This is a genomic window from Pantoea sp. BR_17 (assembly GCF_041955125.1).
GTDB classification, from domain to species: Bacteria; Pseudomonadota; Gammaproteobacteria; order Enterobacterales; family Enterobacteriaceae; genus Pantoea; species Pantoea stewartii.
On record NZ_JAVAXT010000008.1, the window covers coordinates 25,787 to 47,910 of the forward strand.

Genomic DNA, 22,124 nt, shown 5'->3' on the forward strand with positions numbered 1-22,124 from the left:
ACCGCGTTATCACGGCAGCAAGCTTAAGGAACCAAAAGGGGTAAGATAAATATTCTTCGGAGGGAAGTAAAATCACATCGGCCTTTAGTCGTCAAAATTTCTGAAAACCTGCTGAATATCTTCACTCAGAAAGCCTTTTGCATGCAGATAGCGTTGCACTTTTGCTTTTTCTTTCCATTCGGTCGGCAACGGATGGCCAAATTTCTTTTCTGCCAGTTCCGCTGCGCAGGCTGACCAGTCGATCTCCGTCTCTTCCATGGCGAGATCAATCGCATCACGGCTTATGCCCTTTTGCCCCAGCTCCAGCCGGATCCGTTGTGGGCCAAAGCCTTTACGGCTGCGGCTCTGAATAAATCGCTCTGTGAAGCGCTCATCGTTCAGCCAGCCATTTTCGCTGCACCAGTTGATGACCCTTTCCAACAGCTCGGGAGTGATAATTTCAGGTTCTTTTTGTTTTATCCACGCACTGCGCTGGGCAGATAACTGCAGTTTTTGTTTGAGCTCTTCGCGACTGTGATCGCGCTGACCCAGCAGGCGCATTGCCCGATCGAGCAGGCGTGAAAAAGAGATAACGTGTGGCTGAGGTTGTTCAGACATACTGCGCACCTTTAACAAACGGAAAGAGAGTATGGAGGCAGAGGAGGAAAGAGGAAAGGCAAGTGAGAGGTTAACGTCAAACGGGAGCTGATTTCTCTGCTCCCGTTTCAGGCATTAATAGTCTTCGTTAGCTTCGCTGGCTGCATTCTCAACGTCGTCAGCGGAGAAGTCCGCTGCGTCGTTTTGCTCAGCGCCGTTGAGCAACATGTCGCGCAGTTTCAGGTCAATTTCGTTTGCGACAGCCGCATTTTCCTTGAGGAAGTTGCTGGCGTTTGCCTTACCCTGACCAATTTTATCGCCTTTATAGCTGTACCAGGCACCCGCTTTTTCAATCAGCTTGTGCTTCACACCGAGGTCTACCAGCTCACCGAAGGTGTTGATCCCTTCGCCATACATGATCTGGAACTCAGCCTGCTTAAAGGGCGCAGCAATTTTGTTCTTAACCACTTTAACGCGGGTTTCACTACCGACGACGTTATCACCCTCTTTGATGGCGCCAATACGGCGGATATCAAGGCGAACTGACGCGTAGAACTTCAGTGCGTTACCGCCGGTAGTGGTTTCCGGGTTACCGAACATCACACCAATTTTCATACGAATCTGGTTGATGAAGATCAGCAGCGTATTCGACTGTTTCAGGTTACCGGCCAGCTTACGCATCGCCTGGCTCATCATACGCGCCGCCAGGCCCATATGTGAGTCACCGATTTCGCCTTCAATTTCGGCTTTTGGTGTCAGGGCAGCAACGGAGTCGACGATAATCACGTCAACGGCACCGGAGCGCGCCAGCGCGTCACAGATTTCCAGCGCCTGTTCACCCGTATCGGGCTGTGAACACAGCAGGTTATCGATATCAACGCCCAGTTTCTTGGCGTAGACCGGATCCAGTGCGTGTTCAGCATCGATAAAGGCACAGGTTTTACCTTTACGCTGTGCGGCGGCAATCACCTGCAGCGTCAGCGTGGTTTTACCCGAGGCTTCAGGACCGTAGATCTCGACGATACGGCCCATCGGCAATCCACCCGCACCTAATGCGATATCCAGTGACAGGGAGCCTGTTGAGATGGTTTCCACATCCATTGAGCGGTCTTCACCCAAGCGCATGATGGAGCCTTTACCAAATTGCTTCTCAATCTGGCCGAGCGCGGCAGCTAAAGCCTTCTGTTTGTTTTCATCAATTGCCATTTCTACTCCTAATCATGCCGGGTAAACACGCACACATGGTGCCTGTGCACTTTCTGTTGCGAATAATTATACTGTATAGTCATACAGTATCAAGTTTAATTTTTCAGAAATTTACTGGCCAATGTCTGCAGCGCCCAGGCAACCGACTGACGGCGCACCGCATCACGGTCACCGTCAAACTGCTGGCGAAAAGCCATGACAATATCGTCGGGGCCGGCAAAGCCAAACCACACCGTTCCCACGGGTTTGTCTTCACTGCCCCCCTCCGGGCCAGCAATGCCGCTCACGGAAATGGCGTAATCGGCCCGCGCCTGCTGCCGGGCACCGACAGCCATTTCGCGCACTACGGCTTCACTGACCGCGCCAGATTGCGTCAGTGAGGCGGCACTGACGCCGACTAATTCCTGCTTGGCTTCATTACTGTAGGTCACGAATCCCCGTTCAAACCAGGCCGAGCTTCCACTGATGTCCGTAAACACCTTGGCGATCCAGCCGCCGGTGCAGGATTCGGCGCAGGTCACCGTAGCATTACGCTGCTTCAGCGCCTCACCAATCTGCGCACTCAACGTCTGCAACTGCGAATCATTCATTTTGTCGCTCCCTGTCAACGAGTACTGAACATGGTGCAAGCCCTGCCCTTTTTCAAGCGCCTGGGGTAAAGCAATGCAGAAATTGCGTGTGACTATCCAGATATTTTAGCGATTACGTGTCGCCACCATGAAAAGCCGGGGAAACGCCAGTAAGACCTTGCCGTCCTGCCGCGCCGGATATGCGGTCATGAGGCACTGGTGATAGGCGGCCAGAAACTGTTCCTGTTCAGATACGCTAAGTGGCGCAAGAAACGGACGCAGCCCGGTGGCTTTCAACCAGTGGATGATGGCCTGGGCATTATCCATAACGTGATAATAGGTGGTCCGCCAGATATCAACGGCACACCCGGCCGTTGTCAGCACATCGTAATAGTGTTCAGTTGAAGGTAATCGCTTGCGCTCGGCCGCCTGCGCGCTGATTTTGTCACGCCACGGCCCGGAAGTGGCCACATCTCGCATTAACTGATGTGAAGGCTCATCCAGATTATCAGGCATCTGGACGGCCAGCGTACCGCCGGGTGCCAGCTGATTTACGAGATGTGGTAAGAGCGAGGAATGGCCGCCCAGCCACTGTAGCGAGGCATTCGCATAGATAACCTGCTGTGGAATCGCGGCCTGCCAGGTGGCGATATCAGCCTGAATAAATGCGCATTGTGGTAGACGTTCACGCGCCTGCTCCAGCATGGCAGCAGAACTGTCGAGGCCCGTAATCTGCGCCTGTGGCCAGGCGTCGACAAGCAGTTCGGTACTGTTGCCGGGGCCGCACCCCAGATCGGTAACGAAACGGACATCTTCAACCCTGATTCTGGACAGTAATTCCTGAGCCGGTCGTGTTCTTTCGGCTTCGAACTTGCGATACAGCGTGGGATCCCATTCTTGCATAACGTTTCACCTCTCATGCGCTCCGGACACACAGAACATAGACGTACAAATACGCATAAAGTGCCCGTTCAGGCAACAAAAGGGATAATGTCTGGTGGGGCTGTCAACGGATTTTGGCAGAGCCGGTGAGTACCGGTAACGCATCAGGGCGACGTGAGGACACATGAAATCGGGCGCGCTGGGCGCCCAATACCATCAGTTCTTTTTGACAAACTCAGACTTCAGCTTCATCGGACCGAATCCGTCAATTTTACAATCGATATTGTGGTCGCCTTCTGCCAGCCGGATACTCTTCACGCGGGTGCCAATCTTCAGCACAGAAGAGCTGCCCTTCACCTTGAGATCCTTGACAACCGTTACGCTGTCGCCATCTGCCAGTATATTGCCGTTAGCATCGCGAACGACCTGTTCCTGAGCGCTGTCGCTGCCTTCAGCTTGCGTCCAGATATGACCACATGACGGACAGTTTAGGTTCTCAGCATCCTGCCAGGTGTAATCAGCCTGGCAAACGGGACAAGCAGGTAAAGACATAACGACTCCAGATAATAACGGCGGCACAAAATACAGGGCCGCCATCATATAGCCTCACAGTTAATAAGGGTAGTATTAAAACAGCGAGCCCTTGCGCGCCTTGCTGACCGCTTCACCCAACTGCCACACAGCCATCGCATAATGCGTGCTGTTGTTATAACGCGTAATGGCATAGAAGTTAGGTAAACCGTACCAGTACTGATAACTGGTGCCTAAATCCAGCCGCAGCAGGCTGACCTGATCATTGCCGTCCAGCGGACCCTGGGGAGAAAGTCCTGACGCGGCCAGCGTACTGACGCTGTAACGGGTCTTAAAGCCATTCTCCAGCATCGGTGCCTGGCCGCTGGCCGGCACGGCCACATTCTCGCCAGGACGCCAGCCATTCTGCTGAAAATAGTGCGCGACGCTGCCTATCGCATCGACCGGATCCCATAAATTAATATGGCCATCACCATTGAAGTCGACAGCGTAAGCTTTGTAGGACGATGGCATGAACTGGCCATAGCCCATCGCACCGGCAAACGATCCTTTGAGATCGAGTGGATCGTCTTTTTCATCACGCGCCATCAGCAAAAAGGTTTCCAGTTCGCTGCTGAAATAGGCAGAACGGCGTGGATAATCAAAGGAGAGCGTAGCCAGTGCATCCAGAATACGGGTTTTGCCCATAACACGGCCCCAGCGCGTTTCGACGCCAATAATGCCGACGATAATTTCCGGCGGAACGCCATAGACCTGCTGCGCGCGCTGCAGAGCATCCTGATATTGATTCCAGAACGCCACGCCATTTTGTACGTTATCCGGCGTAATAAACTTATCGCGATAGCGGATCCAGGCCCCGTTAGGCCCACTTGGTGGTGTATACGAGGGAGCCTGGCGATCCATCAGACGCAGGACATAATCCAGTCGTTTTGCCTGGCCGATGATGGCGTGCAGTTGCTGACGGTCAAAGCCGTGCTTCGCCACCATTTTATCAATAAATTGTTCTGCAACAGGGTTACTGGCGAAATCACCAAACATCGGTTGAACCGCATGTGCGGGTTCCAGTAAAAATCCGCCTTTCGGCGCAATCAGTTCCGCAGGAGGCTGCGGCTGCGAAGTGTGTGGCTTACTGCTACAGGCGGCAAGCAGGGCAAAAAGCGGAAGAAGAGCAAGCTTAGAACGCATTGGATATCCATATAACAAGCCAGACCAGGGATGTTAATGTTAATCGTTCAGCAGGAAGACATACAAACGTGATCGTATAAAAAATCGCTTTTTTTACCGCTGCATCGGCACGTTTTGTGAAGTGGCCCGAACGCTGAGGCCTCCCTTTACTGACGCGCTTTCTGTCACCCCGCGGCTTTGTTAAGTTCATGACTCGCCGTGGCAACCCTGATGATGCAGAAGCCGTAAACTGGTAAGATTCCTGCACGGTACAGACATCCCTGTCTGTCTCTCTGTTAAACCACCGCCTTGACCGTGACGGGCAAAAGGAAGAGTCAACCTTGAGTAAAGATGAGATGAAAAAAGCAGAGCAAATGGACTTGAGCACCCATACGCCAATGATGCAGCAGTATTTACGCCTCAAGGCCGAGCATCCTGACATCCTGCTGTTTTATCGCATGGGCGATTTCTATGAGCTGTTTTACGACGATGCGAAACGCGCCTCTCAGTTATTAGACATTTCCTTAACCAAGCGCGGTGCCTCGGCGGGCGAACCGATCCCTATGGCCGGTGTCCCGCATCATGCGGTTGAAAATTATCTGGCGAGGCTGGTGCAACTCGGTGAGTCGGTCGCCATCTGTGAACAAATTGGCGACCCGGCGCTCAGCAAAGGGCCGGTCGAACGTAAGGTCGTCCGCATTGTTACCCCGGGCACGATCAGTGATGAGGCACTCTTGCAGGAGCGGCAGGATAACCTGCTGGCCGCTGTGGTGCACGGTGCGCGCGGCTATGGTTACGCCACGCTGGATATCAGTTCAGGCCGGTTTCGTCTGAGTGAGCCCATGGATCTGGAAACCATGGCAGCCGAACTGCAGCGAACCAATCCTGCCGAACTCCTTTACCCGGAAGATTTTTCGCCGATGTCGCTCATCGATCAGCGTCGTGGTCTGCGCCGTCGTCCCTTGTGGGAATTTGAAATTGATACCGCGCGTCAGCAGCTTACTTTGCAGTTTGGTACGCGGGATTTAAACGGTTTTGGTGTGGAGCAGGCTCATCTCGGCCTGCGCGCGGCGGGTTGTCTGCTGCAGTATGTCAAAGATACCCAACGGACCAGCCTGCCACATATCCGCGCCATCAGCATGGAACGTCAGCAGGACAGCATCATCATGGATGCCGCCACCCGACGTAATCTTGAAATTACCCAAAACCTTGCAGGCGGTACCGAGAACACCTTAGCCGCGGTGCTGGATAAAACCGTCACGCCAATGGGCAGCCGGATGCTAAAACGCTGGCTGCATATGCCGTTGCGTGACAGCAGCGTCATCGCGAAACGACAGGAATCAATCGCCGAGTTGCAGGCGCTGAGCGACGTGCTTCAGCCCGTTCTGCGCCAGGTCGGTGATTTGGAGCGTATTCTGGCCCGCCTGGCGCTACGTACGGCGCGTCCACGCGATCTGGCGCGCATGCGCCATGCGTTTCAGCAGTTGCCGGAACTCAACGATCTGCTGGCAAACGCCGGGTCCGCCCACCTGAAAACCCTGCGTACCCAGATAGGTGACTTTAGCGACCTGTGCACGCTGCTTGAGCAGGCCGTTGTCGAATCCCCACCCGTATTAATCAGAGATGGCGGGGTGATCGCCCCGGGTTATCACGCTGAGCTGGACGAGTGGCGCGCCCTGGCGGATGGCGCGACGGATTATCTGGATCGCCTGGAGATCCGCGAACGTGAAAAACTCGGTCTGGACAGCCTGAAAGTCGGTTTTAACGGCGTGCACGGTTATTACATTCAGGTCAGCCGGGGTCAGAGCCATCAGGTCCCTATTCACTATGTCCGCCGTCAGACTCTTAAGAATGCTGAACGCTATATCATTCCCGAGCTGAAGGAGTATGAAGACAAGGTCCTGACGTCAAAGGGCAAAGCGCTGGCGCTGGAGAAAAGCCTGTATGAGGGCCTGTTTGATCTGCTGCTGCCGCACCTTGAAGCGTTGCAGTTAAGTGCGGCGGCGCTGGCCGAACTGGATGTACTGAGTAACCTCGCGGAACGCGCATGGACGCTAAACTACTGCCGTCCCACGCTGCACGACAAGCCCGGGATTAAAATCACCGCCGGCCGCCATCCGGTAGTGGAGCAGGTCCTGAAAGAACCTTTTATCGCCAACCCGCTCTCGCTGGCACCACAACGCCGCATGTTGATCATCACAGGCCCGAATATGGGCGGTAAAAGTACCTATATGCGTCAGGCTGCGTTAATCGCGCTGATGGCCTGGATCGGCAGTTTCGTTCCCGCCGAAGAAGTGGTTATTGGTCCACTGGATCGTATCTTCACCCGTGTGGGCGCAGCAGATGATCTGGCCTCCGGCCGCTCGACATTTATGGTCGAAATGACGGAAACGGCCAATATTCTGCACAACGCGACTGAAAACAGCCTGGTCCTGATGGATGAAATCGGCCGCGGCACCTCCACGTATGACGGCTTGTCGCTTGCCTGGGCTTGTGCGGAAAATCTGGCGAACCGAATCAAAGCGATGACCCTGTTTGCAACGCACTACTTTGAACTGACGACCCTGCCTGAAAAACTGGAAGGCGTGGTTAACGTTCACCTGGATGCGGTAGAACATGGCGATACGATTGCGTTCATGCACAGTGTGCAGGACGGTGCCGCCAGTAAAAGCTACGGGCTGGCCGTGGCCGCGCTGGCCGGCGTGCCAAAAGAGGTGATTAAACGCGCGCGTAATAAGCTGAAAGAGCTCGAAACGGTTTCCAGTCAATCCGCAACGTCAAACGTTGACGGCTCGCAGTTGCCGTTGCTGGTGGAAGAAACGTCTCCCGCCGTGGAAGCGCTGGAAGCACTGGATCCCGATACGCTGACACCGCGCCAGGCGCTGGACTGGATTTACCGCCTTAAGGCACTGGTCTGATGACGGCCGCCCTTTCGCGGGGCGGCTACGGATTTCCCGTTACGCGTTTCTCTGCGCCCGCCTTCTTTATCCCTGCTGGCGCATCCTTCTGCTACCGCTTTACGCGATTACAGGCTGATAAAGCGGTGTCATAATGCTGTCGTGTGCCTGTCGTGCTGCGATCGTGTTTCTGTCGACACTTACCGGCGATGCTGCAAACCGATTGTTTACTCTTTCGGAGACTCATTATGCGTAACCTGAACAACGTCAGAGAATATCGCCTGGCACGTGCCTGGTCACAGGAACAACTGGCGGAAATGGCCGGCCTCAGCACCCGAACCATACAGCGCATCGAAAACGGCGATCCGCCCAGCCTGGAAACATTGAGCGCACTGGCGGCCGTGTTTGAGATTAACGTGACCGATCTGACCGATGCCCCTGCGAATAACGGTGAAGCGCTGGACAGCTACATTTCTGACGCCCGCCAGCAGCTGGCTGCCGAGAGCCGGTTTTACCGTTCTCTGTTTAGCGCTGTGGTGGTATGCGCATTGCTGTATGTCCTGAACCACTTTACGGCGCCCAATGACCGCTGGTCACTCTGGGTCGCCGCCATTTGGGGCGCCTTACTGCTCGTCAGAGCATTGCGTCTGTTTATATTTAAGGATGCGATCCGCCGCTGGCAGCAAAAACGGCTGCAAAAATTATTGCGCAGGCAGGGCTAACTTCCGCGGTTGCACATCTCTGTTACACCACACTGCGGGAAAAGCCTATGAACTGGTATCGTCAGGACGCGTTTGCTGTTCGTCTGGAATGGGGGATCCTGGCCATTGATCATCTTGCCGGGGACGTGGATATCATCGTGATTATTGACGTGATGTCCTTTTCTACCTGTGTCAGCGTGGCAGTGGAGAACGGGGCGCGCGTCTATCCTTATCCCTGGAAAGATCACTCTGTCACGCAGTATGCGCAGTCCGTCGGTGCCATCGCGGCTAACAGCGACAGGCGATTCAGTGGCGAGGGCTACAGTCTGTCACCGCGAACGTTACTCAGTGTTCGCCCGGATGAAAAACTGGTGCTGCCCTCCCCTAATGGCTCCGCAACCTGCTTCAGGGCGCGGGAACGGGGCGTCCCCGTGCTGACAGGCTGCCTGAGAAACCTGACCGCAACGGCCGAAGCCTGCCGCGCCTTCAGCCGTATTCTGATTGTCCCCTGTGGCGAACGTTGGCCAGACGGGAGCCTTCGCCCCTGTATTGAGGATTATGTGGTAGCGGGGGGAATCATTGCCGCGCTGGCACAACGCACGCTTTCACCTGAAGCGCAGACCGCTGTCGCCGCCTGGCACGCTCATCAGTCCCAGAATTTCGCGGCACTGTTTCACTGCGCGTCCGCAGTCGAGCTGATACAAAGAGGCTTTCCGGACGATGTGACACTTTGCCTGACAAAAGATGCCGCCCGTCAGCCCTGTTTTCTGACAAGGGAGTATTTTGCCGGACAGGCTTAAGCGTAAATAACAGACAAAAAAAAGCGATGGGGGTTACTCATCGCTTTCTGTTGACGTGCCGTGTTCAGCTTATTCGCGGAACAGTGCTTCAATGCTGAGGCCCTGACCTTGCAGGATTTCGCGCAGACGGCGCAAACCTTCAACCTGAATCTGGCGCACACGCTCGCGGGTTAAACCGATCTCACGGCCAACATCCTCAAGCGTTGCCGCTTCATAGCCCAACAGGCCGAAACGACGAGCCAGCACTTCGCGCTGCTTGGCGTTCAGTTCGAACAGCCATTTAACGATACTTTGCTTCATATCGTCGTCTTGCGTGGTATCTTCTGGGCCGTTGTCTTTTTCATCGGCCAGGATATCCAGCAGCGCTTTCTCAGAATCGCCCCCTAATGGAGTATCAACTGAGGTAATACGTTCGTTGAGACGCAACATACGACTTACGTCATCAACCGGTTTATCCAGTTGTTCTGCAATCTCTTCCGCACTCGGCTCGTGGTCGAGCTTGTGAGAAAGTTCACGCGCAGTACGCAGATAAACGTTCAATTCTTTCACAATGTGGATAGGCAAACGAATTGTCCGGGTCTGGTTCATGATTGCCCGTTCAATGGTCTGACGAATCCACCAGGTGGCATACGTTGAGAAACGGAATCCACGTTCTGGATCAAATTTCTCAACGGCGCGAATCAAGCCGAGGTTACCTTCCTCAATCAGGTCCAGCAGGGCCAGACCGCGATTGCTGTAACGTCGTGCAATCTTCACCACCAGTCGTAAGTTACTTTCGATCATGCGGCGACGAGAAGGAATATCACCTCGTAATGCCCGGCGAGCGAAGAGTACCTCTTCCTCGGCCGTCAGCAATGGAGAATAGCCAATCTCCCCAAGATAGAGCTGAGTAGCGTCAAGGACACGTTGCGTCGCACCCTGCGCCAGCAACTCCTCTTCTGCTACATCATTGTCGCCAGAGTCATTTTCGACGAGCGCCTTCTCATCAAAAATTTCTGCTCCATTCTCTTCGAATTCCGCATTCTCATGTAACTCGTTTACTTTCAGCGTATTCTGGCTCATAAGTGGCTCCTACCCGTGATTCCAGGGCAGACTCCAGAGGACTCTGCCGGATTATCGCTGCGGTAAATAACGCAACGGGTTTACGGATTTCCCCTTGTAACGAATTTCAAAGTGTAATCTAACTGAACTGGTTCCGGTGCTACCCATGGTAGCGATCTTTTGCCCAGCCTTAACTTCCTGTTGTTCCCGGACCAGCATTGTATCGTTGTGGGCGTAGGCACTCAGGTAATCATCATTATGTTTGATGATGATTAAATTACCGTAACCACGAAGCGCGTTGCCTGCATAAACCACCCTTCCTGAAGCAGTGGCCACAACCGGCTGTCCGCGCGAACCTGCGATATCGATCCCTTTGTTACCACCCTCGGTGGCAGAGAAGTTATCGATGATCTTACCTTCGGTCGGCCAACGCCAGCTTCCAACAGGCGTTGAACTGTTTGTTGTACTGCTCACCGTCGGTGGTGCGGTAACGGCTGGAGCTGTTGTCGTTGCAACATTTGCTCCCTTCGAAGGCAACAATTTACTGCCATTCGAGTTACCTGAATCATCAGAATACGTAATAACAGGCTGCTGTGCAACAGGGGCCTGTTTTATTTGTGGTGCGGTGACGATGCCGCTTTGTGATGCATCCGCCGCGGTAATCGCGTTGCCCCCGGTAATAGGCTGGCCGGAGCCGTTGTCGACCTGCAAGGTTTGCCCAACATTTAGGCTGTACGGTGGCTGTACGTTGTTGCGCTGCGCCAGATCGCGGAAGTCATTGCCGGTAATCCAGGCAATATAGAAGAGGGTATCGCCGCGTTTTACGGTGTACGTTTGTCCAGAATAGCTTCCTTTAGGAATATTCTGATAACTTCTGTTGTACACAATTCGCCCGTTCTGGGTTTCAACTTCATTACTTGTATTATTACCGGTACTAATGATTCCCGGCTTATTCTGCGGCACAGGCGTATTTCGGCTCAACATGCCGCCCTGCGATGGCATCGTCGGCACACCACTGGCAACAGGCGCAGTACCAGTGCTGGCCATATTACCGTTATCATTCATGCTGCTGCTGTCGCCGATATTACTTATTGGCGCTTGTGTATTGTCGCCTGAACTACAGCCTGCCAGCCAAAAACTTACCAGTGAAAGCGCCGCCAGACGGCGTAACTGAAAAATTGTGCTTCCCGTGCTCATTAATCCCCCGTGGTGGCAACCTTTAAAAACTGACTTTCTCTTTTCACCAGCACATTACACTGTGTGGCACGTTAAACGCTGTATTTTCGTTGAACTGACTGGATAGTAACAATATCAACTACCGTGTGCCATGAAACAGTTATTAAGAAATGCTAACACGGTCATCAGGCCAGATCGCCCTGAACCAGCGGGACGAAACGCACCGGCTCAATCGTTTCCTCGGTGATTTCACCGCCGCGTCGGCGCAGGCGTTTAAGCACCTGCTGCTCTTCACCGACAGGTAGCACCATAATGCCACCTTCTGCCAGTTGTGCTATCAGCGCAGTCGGAATTTCGGGGGGCGCCGCCGTCACAATAATGGCATCGAAAGGCCCGCGCGAGGGCCAGCCCTGCCAGCCATCACCGTGGCGGGTAGAGACGTTATGTAAATCGAGCTGTTTCAGACGGCGCTTTGCATGCCACTGCAGACCTTTGATGCGTTCGACAGAGTAAACATGCTCAACCAGATGAGCCAGAATCGCGGTCTGATAACCAGAACCGGTCCCGATTTCCAGAACACGCGAGTGCACATCGAGCTCCAGCAGGGCGGTCATCCGCGCCACCATATAGGGCTGTGAAATCGTCTGGCCTGAGCCGATGGGGAGCGCCATGTTATCCCAGGCTTTGTGCTCAAAGGCCTCATCGATAAAGCGCTCACGCGGCACGTCGGCGATGGCTTTTAACAGGTGTTCGTCATGAATCCCCTGTTGACGCAGTTGCGCCAACAGTGTCTCGATACGCCGACTCACCATACCAGGTTTACCTCAGCGTTATCCAGCCAGCGACTCAGCACGTCCTGAGCCTTGTGCGCGGTGAGATCAACATGCAGCGCGGTGACGGACACATAACCTTCATCCACGGCGGCAAAATCAGTATCAGGGCCGGCATCCAGTTTTTCGCCCGGTGGTCCTATCCAGTACAGCGGATTGCCGCGCGGATCGGTTTGGGCAATCACCTGATCGGCCGGATGCCGACTGCCACAGCGCGTCACGCGAATGCCTTTCACCTCCGCCAGCGGCAGATCGGGCACATTGATGTTCAGTATGCGTCCGGTGCGCAGCGGCTCACGACTCAGCGCTTTAAGCAGCGCACAGGTTACCGCCGCCGCAGTGGCATAGTGCTCATGACCATTGAGCGAAACCGCAATGGCGGGCAAACCCAGATGACGTCCCTCCATGGCCGCGGCCACCGTGCCGGAATAGATAACGTCATCACCCAGATTGGGGCCGGCATTGATCCCCGAGACCACAATATCGGGTCGGGGTTGCATCAGTGCGTTTACGCCCAAATACACGCAATCGGTGGGCGTGCCCATTTGCACCGCAATGTCCCCGTTTTCATGGGTAAAGGTGCGCAACGGGGTTTCCAGCGTCAATGAGTTGGAGGCACCACTGCGATTGCGATCCGGTGCCACCACCTGCACCTCGGCAAATTGACGCAAAGCCTTTGCCAGCGTCTGAATACCAGGCGCATGGATGCCATCATCGTTGCTGAGCAATATCCGCATTTAATTCTGACCTTTTCTGTTCAACCGGGTCGCCGTAATAAGGACCTGTTTTGAAGCATGGCAACAGGTTATGACTGGACAGCGACTTTTGCATTCTAGCGGTGAGCGAGAGGAAGTGGTAGACGAAAATAAAACGCACAGGCAGGAAAAAGGTAACACATTTGCTTGAAAGGAAAGATTTCGTGCGATGCTGGCCCCCTGCTACGCCGCCCATCGTGTACGCCAGCGCGTCCCTCACCCGCGCGACTGGCCAGGTGAGGACGTGGCTTATTCGTCAGGTAAATCCGCTGTGTCGTCAGTGATGACCAGCTCTCTGACCACGCTGGTGGCAAAGCTGCCCGCCGGTAACCAGAACTGCAACGTCAGGGTGGCGTCATCCAGCCACTGCCAGTGCAAATCGCGCGGCACCACCAGCATGGCACGCCGGCTGGCCTCCACCCGTTCACGCACCAGCAGCGCGCGCAGTTCTACCGCATCCTCCAGACAGTGCTCTTCGAACGCCAGCGCGTCGCCCTGTGGCCCCGCCTCGCCTTTTCCGGGCAAGGGTGCCGTGATACGCAGCGCTTGCTGATCCACGCGCGCCTGCAACGCCTCCCTTTCCTCGGGCTGGGCGACAAACCAACTGCCACGCCCGGTAAGCTGCAATGCATCCCCGTTCATGACCTGAGTCAGGCTACCCTGCTGCTGCAAACGCAGACTGGTGACCTGATTGAATAACGCACTGCGTGCAGCAGAGAGCATCAGGCCACGTTTATTGCGGTCACGTATCTGGATTTCCTGACGCGCCAGTTTCAACGCCGTCTGCAGATTGTTGCCGTTGCGCCCAAAGCGTTGCTCGCCAAAGTAATTAGGCACACCGCGTTCACGAATCTGCTTAAGGCGGGCCTCGACGTCATCGCGCTGGCTGACCTGTCGTATGGTCAACCGAAAGGCGTTTCCGGCCAGCGCGCCGACGCGCAATTTGCGCTTATGACGCACAACCTCAAGGATTTCGACGCCTTCTGATGCAAAGCCTGTCAGGTTGGGCATCGCATTGCCCGGCACACGGAAGCAGAGTGTTTGCTCGGTCACGGCGTGGCGGTCTTTCATGCCGGCATAACTGAGGTCGCGGGCAGGAATTTTCATAAATTTTGCCAGGGCTTCGGCAACAAAACGCGTATTGGCACCCGTTTTACGAATGCGCACCAGCACATGCTCACCTTCACCGTCAGGGCGATACCCCAGGTCTTCCTTCACCTCGAAGTCTTCCGGGCGGGCTTTAATTACGCCCGTCGCGCCAGGCACACCGTGGAGGTACTGCAACGTCATGCCAACTCCGTTTTCAGCAGCAACGCGACCGCTTCACAGGCAATGCCTTCGCCGCGTCCGGTGAACCCGAGCTTTTCCGTCGTGGTGGCTTTAACGTTCACCTGGTCCATATGGCAACCCAGATCCTCAGCAATATTGATGCGCATCTGGGGTACATGCGGCAGCATTTTAGGTGCCTGAGCGATAATCGTGACGTCCACGTTACCGATGCGATAGCCTTTCGCCGCAATACGGCGCCAGGCTTCCCGCAGCAAACCGCGGCTGTCTGCGCCTTTGAACGCCGGATCGGTATCCGGGAACAGCTTGCCTATATCGCCCATTGCCACCGCGCCCAGTAAGGCATCGGTCAGAGCATGCAGTGCCACGTCGCCATCCGAATGGGCGATAAAACCATACTCAAATGGAATTCGCACACCGCCAATCACCAGCGGACCTTCTCCACCGAAAGCGTGAACGTCAAAACCGTGACCGATACGCATCATGCGCTCTCCTTTGACTGAATCTGACTAAGATAAAAAGCCGCCAGGGCTAAGTCTTCCGGGCGGGTAACTTTAATGTTATCGCTGCGACCTGTGACCAGCTCAGGATGGTAGCCACAATATTCCAGTGCCGAGGCTTCATCGGTAATGATCGCGCCCTCGTTCAAGGCGCGGGTCAGGCAGGCGGTAAGGAGCGCGTGGGGAAAAAGTTGCGGCGTCAGGGCATGCCACAGATGGTCACGTTCGACCGTATGCGCAATCGCTGACTGGCCGGGTTCCCCCCGCTTCATGGTGTCACAGACCGGTGCCGCCAGAATGCCACCCGTTTTGCTCTTTCCTGGTAACTGCAGCAGGCGGTCCAGATCATCCGGATGCAGACACGGGCGCGCGGCATCGTGCACTAACACCCAGTGCGCGCCCTGCGCCGCCTGTAATCCCGCCAGCACCGACTCGGCACGCGTTTCGCCGCCGGTCACGCGCACAACACGCGGATCGCTGGCCAGCGGCAAACGGGCAAAGTGATTATCGTCAGGGCTTAACGCGACGATGACCTGAGAAACCGCGGGATGGGAGAACAGACGCGCAATACTGTGTTCCAGAAGTGTGTGCTGACCAATCGTCAGATACTGTTTGGGACAGGTTGCCTGCATGCGGCTGCCGATACCGGCAGCGGGCACCACGGCAATCACATCCGCAGAGTGGGACTGATTGTTCATGTTTTATCGTTGTTGGTTTTGCGCAGCTTGTTGCGCGTTGCGTTTGTTCTGGTCAGGCACCAGACGATAGAAGGTTTCACCCGGCTTAATCATGCCTAGTTCACTGCGTGCGCGTTCCTCGATCGCTTCAGAGCCGCCATTGAGATCGTCAATTTCGGCAAACAGTTGATCGTTACGCATTTTAAGTTTGGCGTTTGTCGCCTTTTGTACCGCCACGTCATCGCTGACGCGCGTAAAATCATGGATACCATTCTTGCCTAACCACAAGGAATATTGCAGCCAGCCAAGCAGCACCAGTAGCAGTAACGTCAGTTTTCCCATCCCGCCCCCTAAAAACGGCTCAATCATCCCATAACTTTACTCAGGACTCCACACTGGCAGCGAAAATGCCTGCTAATGCCGTTCGCCTGAGCAAAAAAAGGAGAAGAACGAGAAGGCACAAGACCGGAAAACTTTTGTAACCTGCTGGTGCGTTTAGACATCAACGCCGTTACCAGCGTGACAGAAACAGGAACAGTATCCAGAACTGGAGGGCGACAGCGATAACGCATATCAGGGAGGTCCATATCCATTGCCCACGCAGCCAGGTACTCAGTACCATGCCCGTCAGGACGGAAACCGGAAACAGCGCCAGGAAAAAGGGCCACGTGTAGAGAAAGAAAAACAGCGTACTGGAGCCGTACAACAGGAAAGGAATGGCCAGCGCACACCAGTAACATACGAAACCAATGATACCACCCGGTAACACCGAACGCGGTTCATCAGGCGTACGTGAGTCTTTGCGTGCCAGCATGGGGGTTATATTCTGCATAAATATCCTGTCAACGCGAAGGCGGCAAAACGGAATGCGCTCTGCCGCTGTCTGTTCAGGAACTGATAATATCGCGCTGGCGCAGCAGATCTAATAATTGGGGCGTCAGTTTTGTAACCAATTGTTCCCCATTAAGCCGGATTTCTGGCTGTTCCGGCGCTTCATAAACGCTGTCTATACCGGTGAAATTTCGCAATTCGCCCGCGCGGGCTTTTTTGTATAACCCTTTCGGGTCGCGCGCTTCACAGACTGCCAACGGTGTATCGACATAAACCTCAATAAACCGGCCTTCATCCAGCAGATCACGCACCATTTGACGCTCGGCCCGATGCGGTGAGATAAACGCGGTCAGCACCACTAACCCCGCATCCACCATCAGTTTTGCGACTTCGCCTACCCGGCGGATATTCTCTTTACGATCGGCATCGCTAAAGCCCAGATCGCGGCACAGGCCATGGCGCACGTTGTCGCCGTCCAGCAGATAGGTGCTGACGCCGATGCGGTGCAACGCCTGTTCCAGCGCGCCAGCCACAGTGGATTTTCCCGACCCCGAAAGGCCGGTGAACCACAGCACCACGCCCTGATGGCCGTGCTGCTGTTCACGCGCATCGCGCGTGACGGGATGGTCATGCCATACGACATTTTCATCATGCCGGGCCATTACTGACCGCCCAGCAGATCGCGTGCATTCCAGTGCGGGAAATGACGACGAACCAGCGCATTCAGTTCCAGTTCAAACGCACTAAATTCACCGTGCTGCTGGGGGTTATCGGCCAGCGGCTCATGAATAAGCCCAGCCCCGACGGTCACGTTACTCAGACGATCGATGATAATCATTCCGCCGGTGACCGGGTTATCCTGATAGCTGTCGAGCACCAGCGGTTCGTCAAAGGTAAACGTCACCAGACCAATGCCATTCAGCGGCAGGCTGTCCGCCTCGCGTTTTTCCAGCGAGTTAATCTCAACCTGATGAATGACCTTTTCAACACGACCGCGCGCTTTTTTGCCCGCAATTTTTACATCGTAACTTTGCCCGGCCTGTAACGGCTGCTCTGCCATCCACACCACATCGACGGTGGCTGACTGAACCGCACGCAGTTCCGCGCTTGCCTCCACAAGCAGATCGCCACGACTGATATCAATCTCATCATTGAGAACCAGCGTAATGGCTTCACCCGCGCCCGCCTCCTGCAAATCGCCATCAAAGGTCACGATGCGGGCAACAGTCGATTCAACGCCGGAGGGCAGCACTTTAACCCGCTGGCCCACCTTTACGGTCCCGGACGCGAGCGTACCGGCATAACCCCGGAAATCAAGATTGGGACGGTTAACGTACTGCACCGGAAACCGCATCGGCTGATGATCGACGACTGCGTTCAGCTCCACCGTTTCCAACACGTCCAGTAAGGTCGGACCGGTGTACCAGGGCATGCTTTGACTCTGTGAGGCGACGTTTTCGCCTTCCAGCGCCGACATCGGCACGAAACGAATATCCAGGTCGTCGGGCAGTTGTCCGGCAAAATCGAGATAATCCTGTTTGATCTGCTCGAACACAGACTGCTGATAGTCCACCAGATCCATTTTGTTGATCGCCACGACCAGATGCTTGATTCCCAGCAGAGTGGAAATAAAGCTGTGGCGGCGGGTCTGGTCCAGCACGCCTTTACGGGCGTCGATCAGCAGAATAGCCAGATCGCAGGTCGATGCCCCCGTCGCCATATTGCGGGTGTACTGCTCATGCCCCGGCGTGTCGGCAATGATGAATTTGCGCTTCTCGGTAGAGAAATAGCGGTAAGCGACGTCAATGGTGATGCCCTGCTCACGCTCGGCTTGCAGGCCATCCACCAGCAGGGCCAGATCCAGTTTTTCGCCCTGCGTACCATGACGTTTACTGTCACTTTGTAATGACGACAGCTGATCTTCGTAGATTTGTCGGGTGTCGTGCAGCAGGCGACCGATCAGCGTACTTTTCCCATCGTCCACGCTGCCGCAGGTCAGAAAACGCAGCAGGCTTTTGTATTGTTGTGCGGTCAGCCAGGCTTCAACGCCGCCCTGTTCGGCAATTTGTTGTGCAATTACGGTATTCATCTGGCGTCTCCTTAGAAATAACCCTGACGTTTTTTCAGTTCCATCGAACCGGACTGATCGCGGTCAATCACCCGGCCCTGACGCTCGCTGGTGGTCGAAACCAGCATCTCTTCAATAATCTCAGGCAAGGTTTGCGCTTCAGATTCCACCGCACCGGTGAGCGGCCAGCATCCCAGGGTACGGAAACGCACCATGCGCTGTTTAATCACTTCACCTGGCTGAAGGTTGATACGGTCGTCATCGATCATCATCAGCATGCCGTCACGTTCCAGTACCGGACGCGGCGCGGCAAGATAGAGCGGAACAATCTCAATGTTTTCCAGGAAGATGTACTGCCAGATATCCAGCTCGGTCCAGTTTGACAGCGGGAAAACACGGATGCTCTCGCCTTTGTTAATCTGGCCGTTATAGTTGTGCCACAGTTCCGGGCGCTGGTTTTTCGGGTCCCAGCGATGAAAACGGTCACGGAATGAGTAGATACGCTCTTTAGCGCGTGACTTCTCTTCATCACGGCGCGCGCCACCAAAGGCCGCATCGAAACCGTACTTGTTCAGGGCCTGCTTCAGGCCTTCGGTTTTCATGATGTCGGTGTGTTTGGCACTGCCGTGCACAAAGGGATTAATGCCCATCGCCACGCCTTCCGGGTTGCGATGCACCAGCAGTTCGGCCCCCATCGCTTTTACGGTGCGATCGCGGAATTCGTACATCTCACGAAACTTCCAGCCGGTATCGACATGCAGCAACGGGAAGGGCAGCGTACCCGGATAGAAGGCTTTGCGTGCCAGATGCAGCATCACAGAAGAATCCTTGCCGATAGAATACATCATGACCGGATTGCCAAATTCGGCTGCCACTTCACGGATGATATGGATACTCTCTGCCTCCAGTTGGCGCAGATGAGTGAGTCGTTTTTGATCCATCGTTTTTCCTCTCAAGCCAGATTGACAACGGCGGACTCACGAGCCCCCTGCTGTGCCGAATGCTGAAACCAGGCAAGTTGCCCGTGTAAATTAACCACTTCCCCAATCACCAGCAGGGCCGGGGAAGGCGCTGACGCTGCCAGCGTTTCAAGATGTTCAAGCGTGCCGGTCAGAACCTGTTGGTCGGACCGGGTGCCGCGGCCAATTACCGCCACCGGCGTCGACGCCGCGCGTCCATGGAGAATAAGCTGTCGACTGATTTCGGCGGCCTTCATCGCACCCATATAAATCGCCAGCGTTTGTCGCGCGCGCGCCAGGGACGGCCAGTCAATGTCATCACTGTCCGGCCGACAGTGACCGGTAATAAACAGAACGCTCTGCGCGTAATCACGGTGCGTCAGCGGGATACCGGCGTAGGCGGTTGCGCCAGCGGCAGCGGTAACGCCAGGCACGACCTGGAACGGAATGCCCGCCTGCTGGGCGGCCTGTAACTCTTCGCCGCCGCGGCCGAAGATAAACGGATCGCCGCCTTTCAACCGCACCACGCGCTTGCCTTTCTGCGCCAGCTGCACCATCAGTTGGTTGATTTCGTCCTGCGGTAACAGATGCGCGCTGGCACGCTTGCCCACGCAGATACGGTCGGCATCGCGTCGAACCAGATCCAGCACCTCTTCACTGACCAGATGGTCATAGAGCACCACATCGGCCAGTTGCATCACCTGCAGCCCGCGCAGCGTCAGCAGACCGCTGTCGCCCGGCCCGGCACCGACAAGGATAATCTCGCCCTGCCGGGGCGGCTGATCGCCCAGTTCGCTGTCCAGCGTCGCTTTGGCGGCCTCAACATCGCCTGTTGCCATCTGACTGGCAAAGCGGCCGTTAAAGATCCGTTCCCAGTAGCGGCGGCGATCGGACATGCGACTGAAGCGGGCTTTGACTTTGTCACGCCACTGCCCCGCCAGCTCGGCCATCTGGCCCAGATGAGACGGCAGCAACGTTTCCAGCTTTTCACGTAACATGCGGGCAAGGACCGGTGCCGTCCCGCTGGAGGAGATCGCCACCACCAGCGGTGAGCGGTCTACGATGGAGGGGAAAATAAAACTGCATTTCGGCTGATCGTCGACGACATTGACCAGTTTATGGCGGGCATTGGCCTCGTCATAAACCTGCGCATTCAGCGCGTTATCGTCGGTCGCGGCAATGACCAGAAACACCTTGTCTAGCTGTGCAGGCTCAAAAGCCGTCGCCAGCCATTCAAGCTGCTGTTCATCCAGTAAGGTTTGTAACTCCGGGCACAGCTCGCGTGAGGCAATCTGAATGCGCGCCCCCGCCCGACGCAGCAATTCAATCTTGCGCGCCGCGATATCTCCCCCGCCCACGACCAGTACAGGTCGACCCGCGAGATCGGCAAAAAGAGGCAAATAATCCACGTTAACCCTGGTGTTGTTACGATGCGTTATCGCGACTATACGTTCCCTGGTGAATTGAGATGAAATTACGAATTGGAATGAGATGTTACCGAATGGAATAACGCTAAAGAAAAGCTCAGAACAAAATGTGCTTAGCGGATGATCCTACAGGCCTTTCAGGACGATTCAAATTGTGTAATGAGCATCACAGTTTCATACTAGGCCACAAAAAATGCCCCTCCTTTTTAGGAATAAGCCACAAGGAACCCGACATGCTTGCCTTTCTCCGCCTGGCCGCACTGCTTGGTGGCAGCGTGATCTTCAGCGCTCAGGCCCTGACCGACCTCACAGGACACTTCGCCGAACAGCAGGTCCGTCATATCTCAACGTACTTTCCCGGTCGCATGAGCGGCAGCCCGGCCGAGTTGATGGCGGCGGAATACCTGCAACATCAGTTTACGGCCCTGGGGTTTGAAACCAATACCCGACAGTTCAATACGGGTTACACATGGCAGGAACGTGATGGCACATCACGCTGGCGCAAGCTTACCGCGACCTCGGTGATCGCCGCACGGGAAGGCAGCGCCCCACAGGAAATTCTGGTGATTGCCAGCCTGGATACCTGGATTCCACTCAGCGACAATGAGCAGGCGCGCGGCCTGGGTGGCCTGCGTTTGCAAGGCGTGGATGATAATGCTTCCGGATTAGGCGTGATGCTGGAACTGGCTAAGCAGTTAAGCCATAAGCCGCTTCATTACGGGGTGCGCTTTGTGGCGCTCAGCGCCAGCGAATCCCATCTGCATGGCATGGACGATTATGTGGCGCGCATGAGCGAGAAAGAGAAGAAGAATACGCTGCTGGTAATCGATCTCAACAGTTTGATTACGGGCGACCACCTCTATTTCAACAGCGGTATGAACACGCCGCGTGCCGTACGCAAACAGACCAGCGAACGCGCCCTGCTGCTGGCGCGTCGTTTTGGCATTTCCGCCGCCAGTCGTCAGCTCACGAAAAATGACTTTCACGGTGTCAATCCTTTCGATGCGGCAGGTTTTCCCTTACTGGATGTCACCGCCAGAAACTGGAACGCAGGCAGCAAAGACGGCGACCAACAGCGCCGCCGTTCCCGGCATTTCCCTGACGGTACCACCTGGCATCAGACCGACCGCGACAATCTGGATTTCCTGGATCACTGGCTGCCCGGTCGTATCAGTCTGCGCACCCATGACAGTGTGAAAGTCCTGCTGCCGTTACTGAGTGAACTAACCAACCCCAAAGTGTGAGGA

General features: G+C 55.3%; 23 protein-coding genes. 4 read left to right on the forward strand and 19 right to left on the reverse strand.

Translation table 11 applies throughout. The features are described from left to right. Positions 1-84: 84 nt before the first annotated feature. The 6 genes from RAC60_RS13485 to mltB all read right to left on the reverse strand — a co-directional run bounded on the left by RAC60_RS13485 (position 85) and on the right by mltB (position 4,949). Positions 85-597: a regulatory protein RecX gene (locus RAC60_RS13485; protein ID WP_080752857.1), complete on the reverse strand. Its 513-nt coding sequence runs from the start codon at positions 595-597 to the stop codon at positions 85-87. Between the two features lie 114 nt (positions 598-711). After that, a complete protein-coding gene (gene recA, locus RAC60_RS13490; protein WP_006120721.1) occupies positions 712-1,782 on the reverse strand; it encodes a recombinase RecA in 1,071 nt (356 codons plus the stop codon). A gap of 95 nt (positions 1,783-1,877) precedes the next feature. Then, entirely contained in the window at positions 1,878-2,372 is a 495-nt protein-coding gene (pncC, locus tag RAC60_RS13495) for a nicotinamide-nucleotide amidase (RefSeq protein WP_039338334.1), read from the reverse strand. Positions 2,373-2,477: 105 nt separating this feature from the next. Further along, a complete protein-coding gene (tam, locus tag RAC60_RS13500; RefSeq protein ID WP_277283073.1) occupies positions 2,478-3,254 on the reverse strand; it encodes a trans-aconitate 2-methyltransferase in 777 nt (258 codons plus the stop codon). A gap of 195 nt (positions 3,255-3,449) precedes the next feature. Then, positions 3,450-3,785 carry a zinc ribbon domain-containing protein YjdM gene (locus RAC60_RS13505; RefSeq protein ID WP_375093907.1) on the reverse strand — a complete coding sequence of 112 codons (336 nt, stop codon included), beginning with the start codon at positions 3,783-3,785 and terminating at the stop codon, positions 3,450-3,452. A gap of 75 nt (positions 3,786-3,860) precedes the next feature. Next, entirely contained in the window at positions 3,861-4,949 is a 1,089-nt protein-coding gene (gene mltB / locus RAC60_RS13510) for a lytic murein transglycosylase B (protein ID WP_058708939.1), read from the reverse strand. Between the two features lie 335 nt (positions 4,950-5,284). Between mltB and mutS the strand changes: the two genes are divergently transcribed. The 3 genes from mutS (at position 5,285) to RAC60_RS13525 (ending at position 9,326) form a co-directional block, all read left to right on the forward strand. Further along, positions 5,285-7,846, forward strand: a complete 2,562-nt coding sequence (gene mutS, locus RAC60_RS13515; RefSeq protein ID WP_375093946.1) for a DNA mismatch repair protein MutS — start codon at positions 5,285-5,287, stop codon at positions 7,844-7,846. Positions 7,847-8,073: 227 nt separating this feature from the next. Beyond that, positions 8,074-8,547 carry a helix-turn-helix domain-containing protein gene (locus RAC60_RS13520; RefSeq protein ID WP_033739674.1) on the forward strand — a complete coding sequence of 158 codons (474 nt, stop codon included), beginning with the start codon at positions 8,074-8,076 and terminating at the stop codon, positions 8,545-8,547. Positions 8,548-8,594: 47 nt separating this feature from the next. Next, positions 8,595-9,326 carry a 2-phosphosulfolactate phosphatase gene (locus tag RAC60_RS13525; protein WP_375093908.1) on the forward strand — a complete coding sequence of 244 codons (732 nt, stop codon included), beginning with the start codon at positions 8,595-8,597 and terminating at the stop codon, positions 9,324-9,326. A gap of 69 nt (positions 9,327-9,395) precedes the next feature. On the opposite strand, the gene rpoS is transcribed toward RAC60_RS13525, so the two are convergent. The 13 genes from rpoS to cysG form a co-directional block, all read right to left on the reverse strand. After that, complete coding sequence (gene rpoS / locus RAC60_RS13530) at positions 9,396-10,388, reverse strand: RNA polymerase sigma factor RpoS (protein WP_006120728.1); 993 nt, start codon at positions 10,386-10,388, stop codon at positions 9,396-9,398. A 51-nt stretch (positions 10,389-10,439) separates the two neighbouring features. Beyond that, positions 10,440-11,564: a murein hydrolase activator NlpD gene (gene nlpD / locus RAC60_RS13535; RefSeq protein WP_282498143.1), complete on the reverse strand. Its 1,125-nt coding sequence runs from the start codon at positions 11,562-11,564 to the stop codon at positions 10,440-10,442. 164 nt (positions 11,565-11,728) lie between these two features. Next, complete coding sequence (locus RAC60_RS13540; protein WP_006120730.1) at positions 11,729-12,355, reverse strand: protein-L-isoaspartate(D-aspartate) O-methyltransferase; 627 nt, start codon at positions 12,353-12,355, stop codon at positions 11,729-11,731. Beyond that, complete coding sequence (gene surE / locus RAC60_RS13545; RefSeq protein WP_006120731.1) at positions 12,349-13,110, reverse strand: 5'/3'-nucleotidase SurE; 762 nt, start codon at positions 13,108-13,110, stop codon at positions 12,349-12,351. The genes RAC60_RS13540 and surE overlap by 7 nt, the downstream gene beginning before the upstream one ends. A gap of 267 nt (positions 13,111-13,377) precedes the next feature. Then, positions 13,378-14,418, reverse strand: coding sequence for a tRNA pseudouridine(13) synthase TruD (truD, locus tag RAC60_RS13550; RefSeq protein WP_375093909.1), 1,041 nt, complete (start codon positions 14,416-14,418; stop codon positions 13,378-13,380). After that, positions 14,415-14,897, reverse strand: coding sequence for a 2-C-methyl-D-erythritol 2,4-cyclodiphosphate synthase (gene ispF, locus RAC60_RS13555; RefSeq protein WP_058708981.1), 483 nt, complete (start codon positions 14,895-14,897; stop codon positions 14,415-14,417). Before ispF ends, truD begins: the two co-directional genes overlap by 4 nt. Beyond that, positions 14,897-15,613 carry a 2-C-methyl-D-erythritol 4-phosphate cytidylyltransferase gene (gene ispD, locus RAC60_RS13560; protein ID WP_006120734.1) on the reverse strand — a complete coding sequence of 239 codons (717 nt, stop codon included), beginning with the start codon at positions 15,611-15,613 and terminating at the stop codon, positions 14,897-14,899. The genes ispF and ispD overlap by 1 nt, the downstream gene beginning before the upstream one ends. A 3-nt stretch (positions 15,614-15,616) precedes the next feature. Beyond that, the gene (gene ftsB / locus RAC60_RS13565) at positions 15,617-15,934 is read right to left on the reverse strand and encodes a cell division protein FtsB (protein ID WP_006120735.1); all 318 of its coding nucleotides are present in this window, start codon (positions 15,932-15,934) and stop codon (positions 15,617-15,619) included. A gap of 169 nt (positions 15,935-16,103) precedes the next feature. Continuing rightward, positions 16,104-16,424, reverse strand: a complete 321-nt coding sequence (locus tag RAC60_RS13570; protein WP_006120736.1) for a DUF3561 family protein — start codon at positions 16,422-16,424, stop codon at positions 16,104-16,106. A gap of 55 nt (positions 16,425-16,479) precedes the next feature. Next, a complete protein-coding gene (gene cysC / locus RAC60_RS13575; protein ID WP_033739539.1) occupies positions 16,480-17,085 on the reverse strand; it encodes an adenylyl-sulfate kinase in 606 nt (201 codons plus the stop codon). After that, a complete protein-coding gene (gene cysN / locus RAC60_RS13580; RefSeq protein WP_033739540.1) occupies positions 17,085-18,512 on the reverse strand; it encodes a sulfate adenylyltransferase subunit CysN in 1,428 nt (475 codons plus the stop codon). Before cysN ends, cysC begins: the two co-directional genes overlap by 1 nt. 11 nt (positions 18,513-18,523) lie before the next feature. Next, positions 18,524-19,432 carry a sulfate adenylyltransferase subunit CysD gene (cysD, locus tag RAC60_RS13585; RefSeq protein WP_006120739.1) on the reverse strand — a complete coding sequence of 303 codons (909 nt, stop codon included), beginning with the start codon at positions 19,430-19,432 and terminating at the stop codon, positions 18,524-18,526. Between the two features lie 11 nt (positions 19,433-19,443). Continuing rightward, positions 19,444-20,859 carry a siroheme synthase CysG gene (gene cysG, locus RAC60_RS13590; RefSeq protein ID WP_033739542.1) on the reverse strand — a complete coding sequence of 472 codons (1,416 nt, stop codon included), beginning with the start codon at positions 20,857-20,859 and terminating at the stop codon, positions 19,444-19,446. Positions 20,860-21,110: 251 nt separating this feature from the next. Here cysG and RAC60_RS13595 point away from each other — a divergent pair, with 251 nt between their 5' ends. Next, positions 21,111-22,121 carry an aminopeptidase gene (locus tag RAC60_RS13595; protein ID WP_006120741.1) on the forward strand — a complete coding sequence of 337 codons (1,011 nt, stop codon included), beginning with the start codon at positions 21,111-21,113 and terminating at the stop codon, positions 22,119-22,121. Positions 22,122-22,124 lie beyond the last annotated feature (3 nt).